This window comes from Caulobacter sp. 10L414 (genome assembly GCF_056395525.1).
Map to the genome: position 1 here is coordinate 1 of NZ_JBFTJR010000007.1, position 14,040 is coordinate 14,040.

The following is a 14,040-nucleotide window of genomic DNA, read 5'->3' on the forward strand; positions in this document are numbered from 1 at the left end:
GGAAGGGTTCGCAGGGCCCCGGATCTATCCACGAACAGACCCTGTCCCGCCTTCCCGAGACCTTCTTGCGGCCCCGCTCGATGCGGTCCTCGCCACGCTTGGGCCGGTACCAAGAGCCCTCCCCATGGCGGGGACGGCTTTGATTATGCCCCGGGTTTCAGCGCGTCTGATTGAATTGGCTGAGAAAGTTGTAGAGCGTTGAGTTCGTGGGACTCTTTTCGACGAGCGCCGGGGATGGACGGGGCTCTATCCCCATAACCGGGAACCTCCCCCCGTGGGGGAGGCGATCGCGCAGCGATCGGTGGGGGGAGTTGGAGGGAAGACGACCAATGCCCCGCAAGCTGAGAACTTCCCCCCACCGGCCTTCGGCCGCCTCCCCCACAGGGGGAGGTTCCTGGAGCCGGATGCTCCGGGGGTCTGGCGCCCTCCGGCCCTTCGGGCCGCCACCGCAGGGGGGAGGATGGATCCATCGGGACGGAACGAACCTTGGCCGGGCGTCGTTGACCGGCCGGCGCGGGGGCGCCATCGAGAGTTTCATGAGCAAGCCGACCGTCGTACCGCAAGACCTTTCCCTGCCGTCCATCGCCAACATCAAGGCCGACGAGACCATGTTCGGGCATTTCCTGGATTGGCTGGGCAAGATCGCCGTCAACCTGGTGGTCGCCGCGATCATCCTGATCGTCACCTTCTGGGCGGCCGGCTGGCTGGCGGGGGTGGCCAGGCGGGCGCTGGGCCGCGTGCATCGCACCAATCCCGACCCGACGCTGGAAAGCTTCGTCTCCTCGCTGGTGCGCTACGCCATCGTCGCCATCGGCCTGGTGGCGGTGCTGCAGCAGCTGGGCGTGCAGGCCACCTCGATCATCGCCGTGCTGGGCGCGGCCTCGCTGGCCATCGGCCTGGCCCTGCAGGGGGCGCTGTCGAACGTGGCGGCCGGGGTGATGATCCTGCTGTTTCGCCCCTATCGCGTCGGCGACGTCATCGAGACGGCCACCCGCCAGGGCACGGTGAAGTCGCTGGACCTGCTGTTCACCGAGATCGCCACGCCCGACAACGTCAAGGTGATGATCCCCAACAGCAAGGTGTTCGGCGACGTCATCCTCAACTACTCGACCCACCGCACCCGCCGCGCCGACGTGCTGTTCAAGGTGCCGCTGAAGACCGACCTCGTCCTGGTGCTGCAGAAGATGCGCGAGCGGGCCGAGAACGATCCGCGGGTGCGCAAGGATCCCGCCCCGATGATCGAGGTCACCGACCTGTCGGAGGTGTTCGCCCAGGCCGCCATCCGCGTCTGGACCGCCAAGGAGGACCACGGCCCGGTGAGGACCGACCTGATGCTGGCCGCCCACCTGTGGGCCGAGGACCCGACGCGCGAACTGCCGCCGCCCCGGGCCTCCAAGGCCCCGGACCCGTCGCCGGCCATGCCCGGCGACAAGGACCATCACCTGTTCAAGTTGCGAGCGCCGAGGAAAGGTCGGAAATCAGGTCCGAGCAGTCCTCAATCCCCACCGAAAGCCGGATGAGGGTGTCGCTGATCCCCAGCGCCTTGCGCTGATCGGCGGGGATCGAGGCGTGGGTCATGATCGCCGGATGCTCGATCAGGCTCTCGACCCCGCCCAAGCTCTCCGCCAACGTGAACAGGCGCGTGCGCTCCAGCACCCGCCGCGCGGCGGCCTCGTCGCCCTTCAGCTCGACCGAGATGATCCCGCCGAAGCCGCCGTGCATCTGGCGGCGGGCCAGGTCGTGCTGGGGGTGGGTCTCCAGGCCCGGATAGATCACCCGCTCGACGTCCTTGCGGGTGGCCAGCCACCGGGCGATCTCCAGCGCGCTGTCGCAGGCCCGCTGCATGCGCAGCGCCAGGGTCTTGACCCCGCGCAGGGCCAGGAAGCTGTCGAACGGCCCCAGCACCGCGCCGACGGCGTTCTGCAGGAACTTCAGCCTGTCGATCAGCTGCGGATTGTCGCCGACCACGGCCACGCCCGCGACCACGTCGGAGTGGCCGTTCAGGTACTTGGTGGCCGAGTGCATGACGATGTCGAAGCCCAGCTCCAGCGGCCGCTGGACGAAGGGGCTGGCGAAGGTGTTGTCGGCGACGGTGATCAGGCCGCGTCGCCTGGCCAGGGCCGCGATGGCCTCAAGGTCGGCCAGGCGCAGCATCGGGTTGGTCGGCGTTTCGACCCAGATCATCTTCGTCTCGGGGCGGATGGCCGCCTCGATCGCCGAGACGTCGCCCATGTCGACGAAGCTGAAGGTCAGGCCGGCCGAGCGCTTGCGCACCTTGTCGAACAGCCGGAACGAGCCGCCGTAGAGGTCGTCGCTGGCGATCACGTGGGCGCCGCTGTCGAGGATCTCCAGGATCGTCGAGGCCGCCGCCAGGCCCGAGGCGAAGGCGAAGCCGGCGGTCCCGCTCTCCAGGTCGGCGATCGCCCGCTCGAAGGCGAAGCGGGTGGGGTTCTGGCTGCGGCTGTACTCAAAGCCCTTGTGCTCGCCCGGGCTCGACTGGACGTAGGTCGAGGTGGCGTAGATCGGCACCATCACCGCGCCGGTGGTCGGGTCGGGGAACTGGCCGCCGTGGATCGCGCGGGTGGCGAAGGCCAGGCGGTTCTTGCCGGGGATGTCGGTCATGAAGTCTCTGGACGTTGTGGCGATGGAAGGTCGCGCAACAAGTTCGGAAGATCTTGTGCGCCATGCAGAACGCGAGCGATCAACACCGGCTGGGCGCTGGCGTCGTAGATCGCGAGATAGGGATGGTCGCGAACCGCGGCCAGTCGGAAGGGCGGGCCGATGATCTGCGGGCGCTCGAAGCCGCTTTCGGGATACTCGCCCAGCCGCACGGCGAGTTCGCGCACCAGAGCCTGAAACCGCCTTGCCGCCCGGGGACTATCGGCGGCGATCCTCGACATCGCCGCCGCGACGTCTCGCTGGGCGCGCCGTGTGAGTTGCGCGGGCTTCACCCGTGCGCTGCGGCGGCTTGTTCGGCTTCGGCGGCCTCGATGATGGCGTCCAGCTCGACCATCAGTTCATCGAGCGTGACATAGCCGTCGCGCTCGGACTCCGCGATGGCCTCGTCGATCGATCGCCTGAGCGCCAGACGTTCGGCCTCACGGCTTTGCAGCAGGGTCAGGCTTGACCTCACGACGGCGTCGATGTCGGCGTAGCGCCCCTCGGCGACGAGGTCCTCGGCGAACTTCTCCAAGGCGGGCGTCAGTTTCACCTGGATGGTCATGCGACCCTCGTGTCGATTTCGATCGCAGCATGACTCCGTGGGAACAAAACCGCAACCATCACGCCTCCAGCCGCAGGTGGTTGAGCAGGTCGACGCGGGTGATGACGCCGACGAACTCGTCGCCGTCGACCACCAGGGCCACCTCGTCGCGATCGAACACCTCGGGCAGGGCCTCGACGCCCTGGTGGGCCTGCAGGGTGTTGATCTCGCGCGTCATGGCCTGGGCGACGGCGGTCTTGAAGCGGGCCCCACGATGTTCGTCGCCGCCCTCGACGGCGGCCAGGATGTCGCTCTCGTCGAGGATGCCCACCAGCTTGCCGTGATCGACCACCGGCAGCTGGCTGATGTCGGACGAGCGCATGCGGTTGTAGGCCGTCAGCAGGGTGTCGCCCGGCCCGATGGCGATGACGCCGCCGTCGGCGTAGCGCTTGGCGATCAGGTCGCGCAGGTCGCCGTGCAGCTCGCGCTGGTCGAAGCCGTGCGCGGCCAGCCACATGTCGTTGAACATCTTGGTCAGGTACTTGGCGCCGGTGTCGCAGACCAGGGTGACGACCCGCTTGGCCTGCGTCTGCTCGCGGCAGTACTTCAGGGCCGCGGCCAGCAGGCAGCCCGAGGACGAGCCGGCCAGCACGCCCTCCTTGCGCAGCAGCTCGCGGGCGGTGTCGACGCTCTCGCGGTCGCTGATCGAATAGGCCTTGGAGACGAGGTCCATCTGGGCGTTGTCGGGGATGAAGTCCTCGCCGATGCCCTCGACGATCCACGAACCGGCCTCGCCGTAGGTTCCGGTGGCCACGTAGTCGCAGAGGATCGAGCCGACTGGGTCGGCCAGCACCATCTTCGTCTTGGGGGAATGCTTGGCCATGTAGCGGCCGACGCCCGTCAGGGTGCCGCCCGAGCCGACGCCCACCACCACGGCGTCGACGTCGCCGCCCATCTGCTCGAGGATCTCCGGGCCGGTGCCGGTCTCGTGGGCCAGCGGATTGGCCGGGTTGGCGAACTGGTTGACGTAGATCGCGCCGGGGATCGACTGGGCCAGGGCCTGGGCCATGTCCTGGTAGTATTCGGGGTGGCCCTTGCCGACGTCGCTGCGGGTCAGGCGCACGTCGACGCCCATAGCCCGCAGGTGCAGGATCTTCTCGCGCGCCATCTTGTCGGGGACGATTAGGATCAGCTTGTAGCCCTTGAGGCTGGCCACCTGCGCCAGGCCAAGGCCGGTGTTGCCGGCGGTGGCCTCGATGATGGTCCCGCCCGGCTTCAGGCTGCCGTCGGCCTCGGCCGCCTCGATCATCGAGCGGGCCACGCGGTCCTTGATCGAGCCGCCGGGGTTCTGGCTTTCCAGCTTCAGGAACAGGCGGCAGGGGCCGGTGTCGAGGTTGCGGACCTCCAGCATCGGCGTGCGGCCGATCAGGTCGAGCGCGGAACCGGCGACCGGCGGAAGTGCGGATCTGGGGTCGTTCATGGCGCGACTCCGGGTCAGGGCGAAACGATCACCCTGTGTAACGCCCAAAACCGGAAACGGGAAACGCCGTTATTCAAGCTTGGCCGTCAGGCGCCGGCGGCGGCCAGCCGGTCCATCCGCCATTCGCGCGCGAACTTGTGGCCGACGCCGACGTCCTCGAACACCACCTTGCGGCGCTCGGCGCCCAGCTCGGGCGTGTTGTGGATCATCACGAACGGAAAGCCGTTGCTGGCCAGGAAGCTCTGCACGAAGCGCGAGAACCGCACGGCTTCCTCGGCGGAAGCCAGGCAGATGTCGATGGCGATGTCGGCGGCTTTCATGGGCGCGCTCCTCAGAACTCGAGGTTTCCCGACCCTAACGCGCGAATTCGCATTTGCGAACCACCTTCGCAGCCGCAAAAAGAAACGGCCCCGGACGAATCCGGGGCCGCGCCTTGTGGTGCAACGGTTTGCGGCGACTGGAAAATCGCCCGGCCGACTACAGGATCGACTGGCCGGTGCCGGCCCAGTCCTTCAGGAACTGCTCGAGGCCCTTGTCGGTCAGCGGATGCTTGAACATGTCGCCGAACACCGCCGGCGGGATGGTGACCACGTCGGCGCCGACGATGGCGGCTTCCTTGACGTGGGCGGTGTTGCGCACCGAGGCGGCCAGGATCTCGGTCTCGTATCCGTAGTTGTCGTAGATCGCGCGGATGTCGCGGATCAGGTCCATGCCGTCGAAGCCGTAGTCGTCCAGGCGGCCGATGAACGGCGAGACGTAGGTGGCGCCGGCCTTGGCGGCCAGCAGGGCCTGGCTCGGCGAGAAGCACAGGGTGACGTTGGTCTTGACGCCTTCGTTGGCGAAGTGGCCGCAGGCGATCAGGCCGTCGCGGGTCAGCGGCAGCTTGATCACGACGTTGGGGGCGATCTGCGCCAGCTTGGCGCCTTCGGCGATCATGGCGTCGGCGGTGGTGGCGGCGACTTCGGCGCTGATCGGGCCGGGGACGAGGTCGCAGATCTCGGCGATCACTTCCAGCATCGGGCGGCCCGACTTGGCGATCAGGGTCGGGTTGGTGGTGACGCCGTCGATCAGGCCGGTCGCGGCGAAGTCGGCGATGACCTTGGTGTCGGTGCTGTCGAGGAAGATCTGCATGGCTCTGCGCGGGGGCCTTGTTGTGGAGAATTTACAGCGGGTTTAGCCCCTCGGGGCCGGCCGCGCCAGGATTTCAGATCTCGCCGTCGGCCAGCTGGCGCAGATAGCGGTGATAGCCGGTCTTAGGGGCCGGGCCGGCGAGGGCGCGCAGCTGGTCGGCGTCGATGAAGCCCATCTGGAAGGCGACTTCCTCGACGCAGCCGATGCGGAAGCCCTGCCGCAGCTCGATGGCGCGGACGTATTCGGAGGCCTCCATCAAGGAGTCGTGGGTGCCGGTGTCGAACCAGGCGTAGCCGCGGCCCAGGCGCTCGACGGTCAGGTCGCCGGCGTCGAGATAGGCGCGGTTGACGTCGGTGATCTCCAGCTCGCCGCGGGCCGAGGGCTTGAGGCCGCGCGCGATGGCCGGCGCCTTGCCGTCGTAGAAGTAGAGGCCGGTCACGGCGTGGCGCGAACGCGGCTTGGCGGGCTTTTCCTCGATGCTGAGGGCGCCGCCGTCGGGTCCGATCTCGACGACGCCGTAGCGCTGGGGATCGACCACGGCGTAGCCGAACACGGTGGCGCCGGCGGGGCGGGCGGCGGCTCTCTGCAGCACGTCGGCGAAGCCGGCGCCGAAGAAGATGTTGTCGCCCAGGACGACGACGCTGTCGGCCCCGTCGAGGAAGGCCTCGCCCAGGATCAGCGCCTGGGCGATGCCGTCGGGCGAGGCCTGGGGCTTGTACTCGATGCGCAGGCCCAGTTGCGAGCCGTCGCCCAGCAGGCGCCGGAAGGCGGTCTCGTCATGCGGGTTGGTGACGATCAGCACCTCGCGCACCCCGGCCAGCATCAGGGTGGTCAGCGAGTAGTAGATCATCGGCTTGTCGTAGACCGGCAGCAGCTGCTTGCTGACGGCCAGGGTCAGTGGGGCCAGCCGGCTGCCCGAGCCGCCGGCGAGGATGATCCCGCGCCTCATGTGTCCAATCCTTCGGCGATGATCTGGTCGGCGGCGCGCGCGACGGCGCTCGCCCATGGCTCGGCCTGCCAGCCGAACACGGCGGAAACCCGGCTGCTGTCGAGCGCGCCGTTGAGCGGCCGCGCGGCGGGTTCGGGAAAGTCGCGCTTTGCGATCGGCGACAGCCGCGCCCGCGTCAGGGGATCGCGCCGCAGGGCCGCGGCGGCCAGGTCGTGGCGCGAGGTCGCGCCGGCGTTGGTGAAGTGGAACAGGCCGAAGGCCGGATCGCCGGGCGCGGCGCCGGCCCAGCGCGGGGCGGCGGCGAGCAGGAAGTCGGCCAGGGCGACGGCGTCGGTCGGGCAGCCGTACTGGTCGGCCACCACGCGCAGTTCGTCCCTTGTCCGCCCGAGCTCCAGCATCGTGCGGATGAAGTTGCGGCCAAAGCGCGAGAACACCCAGGAGACCCGCAGCACGACGCCCTTTTCCCAGGCCAGGACGGCGGTCTCGCCCTCCAGCTTGGTGGCGCCGTAGACCGACAGCGGGTTGGGCGCGTCGTCCTCGCGATAGGCGCGGTCGAGGGTTCCGTCGAACACGCAGTCGGTCGACAGATGCACCAGCGGCAGGCCGCGGGCGGCGCAGGCCCGGGCCATGGCCGCCGGGGCCTGGGCGTTGGCGGCGCGGGCCGCCTCGGGCTCGGCCTCGGCCTTGTCGACCAGGGTGAAGGCGGCGCAGTTGATCACCAGGTCGCAGTCGGCCCCGGCGATCGCCGCCTCGATCGCGGCGACGTCGCCCAGGTCGACCTGGGCGCGCGACAGGGGCGCAAGGGCGGCCCGGCCCGGAGCGGCGGCGATCATCGCCCGCGACACCTGGCCGGTGGCCCCGAACTGGAGGATCCGGATCACGCGCTGACGCCCAGTCGCTGGCCGGCGAAGCCCTTGGCGCGCAGCGCGTCCCACCAGCCGTCGTTGTCGAGGTACCAGCGCACGGTCCGCTCCAGGCCCTCTTCGACCGTCATGGCAGGCGACCAGCCGAGATCGCGCTGCAGCTTGCCCGCGTCGATGGCGTAGCGGCGGTCGTGGGCCGGACGGTCGGTGACGTGGGTGATCAGGTCCTCGCGCGGGGTGTTGCCTGGGCGGATGCGGTCGAGGGCGGCGCAGATGGTGCGCACCAGGTCGATGTTGGCGCGCTCGGCGTCGCCGCCGATCAGGTAGGTCTCGCCCGGGACGCCGGCCTCCAGCACCCGCAGCAGCGCGGCGGCGTGGTCCTCGACGTGCAGCCAGTCGCGGACCTGCCGCCCGTCGCCGTAGACCGGGATGGGGCGCCCGGCCAGGGCGTTGAAGATCACCGTCGGGATCAGCTTTTCCGGATGCTGGCGCGGCCCGTAGTTGTTCGAGCACGAGGTGACGATCACCGGCAGGCCATAGGTGCGGCCCCAGGCGCGGGCCAGCAGGTCGGAAGCGGCCTTGCTGGACGAATAGGGCGAGGTCGGGTCGATCGGCGAGCGCTCGTCGAACGGCGCGTCGTCGGGGCCCAGCGCGCCATAGACCTCGTCGGTCGAGACATGGACGAAGCGGAAGCGCGCGGCGCGCTCGGAGGGCAGCCGGCCATGATGGGCGCGGGCGGCCTCGAGCAGCACGGCCGTGCCCATGACGTTGGTCCGCACGAAAGCCAGCGGGCCGTCGATCGAGCGGTCGACGTGCGACTCCGCCGCCAGGTGCAGCACGGCGTCGGGATCATGGCGCGCGAAGAGGGCCGCCATGGCCTCGGCGTCGGCGATGTCGGCCTGCTCGAAGGCATAGGCCGGATGGGCCTCGACCTCGGTCAGGTTGGCCAGATCGCCGGCATAGGTCAGGGCGTCGACATTGACGACGGCGTGGCCGGCGGCCAGGGCGCTGCGGACCAGGGTCGAGCCGATGAAGCCGGCGCCGCCGGTGACGAGAAGTTTCAAGCCGGATCTCCAGGCGCGGCCGGAAAACGCCGCCCCAGTTTGCGCTCGAGGAAGTTCAGCAGGTCGCCGCCCTCGAACAGGAAGCCCTCGACGCCCGCCCGGCGGGCGGCTTCGACGTCGCTGTCGTTGTCGCCGACCAGCACGCAGGTCTCGGGCGAGAGGCCGTGCTCGGCCAGGCCGCGCAGGATCATGCCGGGGTTGGGTTTGCGGTCGGGGTGGTCGTCGTGGCGATAGGCCTCGATCACGGCGTTCTTGTGGAAGGGGGCGTGATAGAACGCGGCGATCTCGCCGCCGGTGCGCGCCAGTTCCTCGCGCATGAAGGCATGCAGGGCGTGCACGGCCGTCTCGGGGAAGTAGCCGCGCGCGACGCCGGACTGGTTGGTGACCACGATGCAGCGGACACCCGCCCGGGTCAGGGCCGCGACGGCTTCCCTGGCGCCGGGGATCCATTCCAGGCGCGCGGGGTCGTGGACATAGCCGTGGTCCGCGTTCAACACGCCGTCGCGATCGAAGAAAACGGCCTTGAGCGGCGCTTCGCTGGACATCCGCTAGCCATTACGCGAGCCCCTGCACCGCCACAAGCAGAGGGTTGCGCCTCGAACGGAGCGGGCTAGAAACGGCTCACCTTGAGGAGACTTCCATGACCGACGCCGCCCGTATCGTCCGCTTGCGGGATCAGCTCAAGACATGGGCCCTGAACGACGCCTTCCCGCTCTGGTGGACGGTGGGGGCCGACCGGGTGAACGGCGGCTTCTTCGAGAAGATCGACCTCGACGGCAGCCCGGTCGAGGCGCCGCGCCGGGCGCGGGTGCAGCCGCGCCAGATCTATTCCTACGCCGTGGCGGGCATGCTGGGCTGGGAAGGCCCCTGGCGCGAGGCGCTGGCCCACGGCCTGGCGTTCTACCTGGCGCGCTACCGCCGCCCGGACGGCTTCTTCCGCACCCTGGTGGGCTCGGACGGCGCGCCGCTGGACGACAAGGTGGACCTCTACGACCAGGCTTTCGGCCTGTTCGGCCTGGCCATGGCCAGCCAGGCCCTGCCCGAGCGCGAGGACCTGCCGCAGATCGCCGTCGAACTGCGCGACGCCCTCTACGGCTCGCTGAAGCACCCGGTGGCCGGTTTCGAGGAAAGCGTTCCGCGCACCCTGCCGCTGCTGTCGAACCCGCATATGCATCTTTTCGAGGCCAGCCTGGCCTGGATCGAGGCAGGGGGCGACGCGCGCTGGCGCGAAATGGCCGACGAGATCGCCGAACTGGCGCTGGCCAAGTTCATCGATCCCAAGAGCGGCGGCCTGCGCGAATACTATGACGGCGACTGGAACCCCGCCCCCGGCGTGGCCGGGCGCATCGTCGAGCCGGGCCACCAGTTCGAGTGGGCCTGGCTGCTGCTGCGCTGGAGCCAGCTGTCCGGACGCGACGACGCCAAGACCGCGGCCCTGCGCATGATCGAGATCGGCAAGGGGCCGGGCGTGGATCCCGCGCGCGGCGTGGCGATCTTCGCCCTGCTGGACGACATGAGCGTGCACGACGGCGTCGCCCGCCTGTGGGCCCAGACCGAGTGGGTGAAGGCCGGCGTGCTGGCGGCCCAGGTCACCGGCGACGCGGCGTGGATGGACGTGGCGGCCGACGGCGCCGAGGCCCTGCTGAAGTATCTCGACGTGGCCGTGCCGGGCCTGTGGCGCGACAAGCTCCAGGCCGACGGGACGTTCGTGGAGGAGCCGGCGCCGGCCAGCTCCTTCTATCACATCGTCTGCGCCATCCTGGAGCTGGACCGGGTCGTCAGCGCCAGATCGTGATCAGGGCGGTGCTGGCCTCGGCGGCGCGCACCATGACCGGCGAGTGCAGGTCGGCGCGCGCGCCCTGGGCGTAGGTCTCGACCTCGGCTTCCAGGGCGCCGTCCAGGACTTGGATGGAGCTGGCGGGCAGGCTGGTCATGGCCCCCGCCTCGAAGCGCCAGAGCGAGACCTCGGCGGCGGCCGAGCGGGTCACCGGCTGGCGCTCGATGCCGCCGGAGAAGGCGATGGCGTGGCGGTGGGCGATGTCGCGACCGCTGGCCTTCAGCACGTCGACCAGCGTCTTGACCGCCTGGGCGTCGTCGCGGCGGCAGACCAGCACCGCGTCGTTCTCGGCCACGATCAGCAGGTCCTCGACGCCGATGGCGCCGACGAACGGACCGTTGGAGCGGGCCAGGACGCCCTTGGTGTTGATCAGGTGCACGTCGCCGTTGGCGGTGTTGCCCGAGGGGTCGCGGATCGAGGCTTCCCAGATCGCGTCCCACGCGCCCAGGTCCGACCAGGTGAAGGCGGCCGGGGCCACCGCGGCCTTCGAGGTGCGCTCCATCACCGCGTAGTCGAGCGACTTCTTGGTGGTGGTCGAGAAGGATTCCGGGTCGAGATGCAGGGTGATGCCGTTGCGGGCGGCCTTGTCGACGGCCTGGACCGCGCCGGTGCTGATCGCCGGCTCGTAGGCGTCCAGCTCTTCCAGCAGCGTCTTGGCGGAGAAGGCGAAGTTGCCGCTGTTCCAGTAGTAGCCTTCGGCCAGGTAGCGCTTGGCGGTCTCCAGGTCGGGCTTCTCGACGAAGGCCTCGATGGCCTTGACCCCGCTGGGCAGCGGCTGGCCGGGCTTGATGTAGCCGAAGCCCGTGGCCGGYCCGGTCGGCTGGACGCCGAAGGTGACGATCAGGCCGTTGCGGGCGGCGGACACGGCCGTCAGGGCGGCGTCGCGGAAGACGTCGACCTCGGCGATGTGGTGGTCGGCGGCGAGCATCAGCACCACGCCGTCGGGCGTCTTGGCGCGGACATAGGCGGCCGCGGCGGCGATGGCGGGCGCGGAATCGCGGGCCTCGGGCTCGATGATCACCACCAGATTGGCGCCGATCTCGCGGGCCTGGCGCTCGACCAGCTCGGCCATCTGGCGGCCGGTCACGACGACGATTTCCCGGGCGCCGGGCAGGTCCATCACGCGCAGGATGGTTTCCTGGAAGCTCGAGCGGTCACCGATCAGCTTGAGGAATTGCTTCGGGCGGTCGGCCCGCGACGACGGCCAGAGGCGCGTGCCTGACCCGCCGCACAGGATGACCGGATAGATGGCGTCCACCGAAAAAACCCCCAGCTTTCCAAGATGCCTATGGGGGTGCGGACTATAGGACAAATCCGGCCGGGTCCACCCGCCGGACGGTCATATTCATTGGTGTCGACCGCCAAGCGCTCTATCTGGGCGTGTTCCCGGAAAGCTCGGCCAGCCATGCATCAGCCGCGGCGTCCGAGGGCATTCGCCAGTCGCCGCGGGGCGACAGGGCGCCGCCGGACGAGATCTTCGGGCCGTTGGGCACGGCCGAGCGCTTGAACTGGTTGGCGAAGAAGCGCTTGAGGAAAAGCTCCAGCCATTTGCGGATTTCGGCCAGGTCGTAGGCGCGGCGCGCCGTCTCCGGCAGGCCGGCGGGCCAGCCGCCCTTGGCCGCGTCATGCCAGGCGCTCCAGGCCAGGAAGGCGATCTTCGACGGCGCCATGCCGTAGCGCGTCATATAGAAGAGATTGAAGTCCTGCAGGGCGTAGGGGCCCACGAAGCTCTCGGTGGCCTGCACCTGCTCGCCCGGCACCAGCTCGGGCGAGATCTCGGTGGCCAGGATGTCTTCCAGCAGGGCGGTGGTCGCCGCGTCGACGTCGCCCGAATGGGCCACGAACCGGATCAGGTGCTGGATCAGCGTCTTGGCCGCCCCGCAATTGGGGTTGTAGTGGCTCATGTGGTCGCCGACGCCGTAGGTGCACCAGCCCAGCGCCAGTTCCGACAGGTCGCCGGTGCCGACCACCAGCGCGGCGTTGTGGTTGGCCAGGCGGAACAGGTAGTCGGTGCGCAGGCCCGCCTGCACGTTCTCGAAGGTGACGTCGTAGACCGGCTCGCCGCGCCCGAACGGGTGGCCCAGGTCCTTCAGCATCTGGGTCGCGGCCGGGCGGATGTCGAGCTCGGCGGGGGTCGTGCCGACGGCGCGCATCAGGCCCCAGGCGTTGTCCTTGGTGCGGTCCGAGGTGGCGAAGCCGGGCAGGGTGTAGGCCAGGATGTTCGCGCGCGGCAGGCCAAGCTGGTCCATGGCCTTGGCCGCCACCAGCAGGGCCTGGGTGGAGTCGAGGCCGCCCGAGATGCCGATGACCAGCTTCTTAAGGCCCGAGGCCTCCAGGCGCCGGGCCAGGCCCTGGACCTGGATGTTGTAGGCCTCGTAGCAGTTCTCGCGCAGCTTGGCCGGATCCGACGGCGTGAACGGAAAGCGCTCGACCGCCCGGGCCAGGGGCAGGTCGCCGGCCGGCGGGACGAAGTCGAACGAAGCGATGCGGAACGGAACGGGCGGCGGCGCCAGGGCCATGGCGTCGCCGAAGCTGCCCACGCGCATGCGCTCCTGGCGCAGCCGCTCGACGTCGACGTYGGCATAGGTCCAGGTCGGGCCGGTCGAGAAGCGCTCGGTCTCGGCCAGCAAGGCGCCCATCTCGTGGATGTCGAGGTGGCCGTCCCAGGCGACGTCGGTCGARCTCTCGCCCGCGCCGGCCGCCGAATAGACATAGGCCGCCACGGCGCGCGACGACTGGCTGGCGCACAGCAGGCGGCGGGTCTCGGACTTGCCGATGGTGATGTTGCTGGCCGACAGGTTCAGCAGGATCTCGGCCCCGGCCAGCGCCTGGGCGGTGCTGGGCGGATTGGGCGTCCAGACGTCCTCGCAGATCTCGACGCCGACGGTGAAGCCGTCGGCGCGGAACAGGATGTCGGTCCCGAACGGAACGTCCTGGCCGGCCAGCCGCAGGGTCTTGCCCGTCACCCCGGCGCCGGGCGTGAACCAGCGGCGCTCGTAGAACTCGCGATAGTTGGGCAGGAAGCTCTTGGGCGTGACGCCCAGCACCCGGCCGGCGTGGATGGCCACGGCGGTGTTGTAGAGGCGCCCGCCGTCACGCAGCGGCGCGCCGACCACGAACATCGGCGAGAGGTGCGCGCTTTCCCGCGCCAGGGTCGCGATCGCCGCCTCGACGGCGTCCAGCAGCACGTCCTGCTGCAGCAGGTCGTCGATCGAGTAGCCGGTGAGGCCCAGTTCCGGGAACACCATCACCGCCACGCCCTGGTCGTGGCCCTGGCGGACGAGGTCGAGCACGCGGTCGGCGTTTTGGGCCGGATCGGCCAGCTTGACCTTCGGAACGGCCGCGGCGACCCGGACGAAGCCGTGACGGTAGGGAGAGAAGAACGACGGGCTGCCCACGCGGTCGACCTTTCGAGGTTATGCTGAAACTGAGCATAAGTCGGGGTCCAGCTATATCCGGTCCGCGCGCCGTTGCATAGCGGCCTCAGCCTGCGGGGCTTGTGCCCCGGTTGCTT

14 protein-coding genes are annotated in these 14,040 nt (G+C 69.7%); 2 read left to right on the top strand and 12 right to left on the bottom strand.

The window, feature by feature from the left end:
* Positions 1-536: 536 nt before the first annotated feature.
* Positions 537-1,520: a mechanosensitive ion channel family protein gene (locus tag AC1DCG_RS03930; RefSeq protein WP_477030240.1), complete on the top strand. Its 984-nt coding sequence runs from the start codon at positions 537-539 to the stop codon at positions 1,518-1,520.
* On the opposite strand, the gene AC1DCG_RS03935 is transcribed toward AC1DCG_RS03930, so the two are convergent.
* The 10 genes from AC1DCG_RS03935 to AC1DCG_RS03980 form a co-directional block, all read right to left on the bottom strand.
* The gene (locus AC1DCG_RS03935; protein ID WP_477030241.1) at positions 1,447-2,622 is read right to left on the bottom strand and encodes a trans-sulfuration enzyme family protein; all 1,176 of its coding nucleotides are present in this window, start codon (positions 2,620-2,622) and stop codon (positions 1,447-1,449) included. The genes AC1DCG_RS03930 and AC1DCG_RS03935 overlap by 74 nt on opposite strands.
* Entirely contained in the window at positions 2,619-2,900 is a 282-nt protein-coding gene (locus tag AC1DCG_RS03940) for a type II toxin-antitoxin system RelE/ParE family toxin (RefSeq protein ID WP_477030242.1), read from the bottom strand. Before AC1DCG_RS03940 ends, AC1DCG_RS03935 begins: the two co-directional genes overlap by 4 nt.
* 47 nt (positions 2,901-2,947) lie before the next feature.
* A complete protein-coding gene (locus AC1DCG_RS03945; protein ID WP_165258775.1) occupies positions 2,948-3,223 on the bottom strand; it encodes a type II toxin-antitoxin system ParD family antitoxin in 276 nt (91 codons plus the stop codon).
* A gap of 58 nt (positions 3,224-3,281) precedes the next feature.
* Positions 3,282-4,682: a pyridoxal-phosphate dependent enzyme gene (locus tag AC1DCG_RS03950; RefSeq protein ID WP_477030243.1), complete on the bottom strand. Its 1,401-nt coding sequence runs from the start codon at positions 4,680-4,682 to the stop codon at positions 3,282-3,284.
* An 86-nt stretch (positions 4,683-4,768) separates the two neighbouring features.
* On the bottom strand, positions 4,769-5,002 hold the full coding sequence (locus AC1DCG_RS03955) for a hypothetical protein (protein ID WP_165258779.1): 234 nt from the start codon (positions 5,000-5,002) through the stop codon (positions 4,769-4,771).
* Between the two features lie 157 nt (positions 5,003-5,159).
* Complete coding sequence (fsa, locus tag AC1DCG_RS03960) at positions 5,160-5,813, bottom strand: fructose-6-phosphate aldolase (RefSeq protein WP_165258781.1); 654 nt, start codon at positions 5,811-5,813, stop codon at positions 5,160-5,162.
* Between the two features lie 73 nt (positions 5,814-5,886).
* Positions 5,887-6,762, bottom strand: a complete 876-nt coding sequence (rfbA, locus tag AC1DCG_RS03965; RefSeq protein ID WP_477030244.1) for a glucose-1-phosphate thymidylyltransferase RfbA — start codon at positions 6,760-6,762, stop codon at positions 5,887-5,889.
* Entirely contained in the window at positions 6,759-7,643 is an 885-nt protein-coding gene (gene rfbD / locus AC1DCG_RS03970; protein WP_477030245.1) for a dTDP-4-dehydrorhamnose reductase, read from the bottom strand. The genes rfbA and rfbD overlap by 4 nt, the downstream gene beginning before the upstream one ends.
* A complete protein-coding gene (gene rfbB, locus AC1DCG_RS03975; protein WP_477030246.1) occupies positions 7,640-8,689 on the bottom strand; it encodes a dTDP-glucose 4,6-dehydratase in 1,050 nt (349 codons plus the stop codon). Before rfbB ends, rfbD begins: the two co-directional genes overlap by 4 nt.
* Positions 8,686-9,234 carry a D-glycero-alpha-D-manno-heptose-1,7-bisphosphate 7-phosphatase gene (locus AC1DCG_RS03980; RefSeq protein ID WP_477030247.1) on the bottom strand — a complete coding sequence of 183 codons (549 nt, stop codon included), beginning with the start codon at positions 9,232-9,234 and terminating at the stop codon, positions 8,686-8,688. The genes rfbB and AC1DCG_RS03980 overlap by 4 nt, the downstream gene beginning before the upstream one ends.
* A 95-nt stretch (positions 9,235-9,329) precedes the next feature.
* Between AC1DCG_RS03980 and AC1DCG_RS03985 the strand changes: the two genes are divergently transcribed.
* The gene (locus AC1DCG_RS03985; RefSeq protein WP_477030248.1) at positions 9,330-10,484 is read left to right on the top strand and encodes an AGE family epimerase/isomerase; all 1,155 of its coding nucleotides are present in this window, start codon (positions 9,330-9,332) and stop codon (positions 10,482-10,484) included.
* On the opposite strand, the gene AC1DCG_RS03990 is transcribed toward AC1DCG_RS03985, so the two are convergent.
* Complete coding sequence (locus AC1DCG_RS03990) at positions 10,468-11,784, bottom strand: mannose-1-phosphate guanylyltransferase/mannose-6-phosphate isomerase (protein WP_165258793.1); 1,317 nt, start codon at positions 11,782-11,784, stop codon at positions 10,468-10,470. The genes AC1DCG_RS03985 and AC1DCG_RS03990 overlap by 17 nt on opposite strands.
* A 112-nt stretch (positions 11,785-11,896) precedes the next feature.
* A complete protein-coding gene (locus AC1DCG_RS03995; RefSeq protein ID WP_477041385.1) occupies positions 11,897-13,924 on the bottom strand; it encodes an NAD(+) synthase in 2,028 nt (675 codons plus the stop codon).
* Positions 13,925-14,040 lie beyond the last annotated feature (116 nt).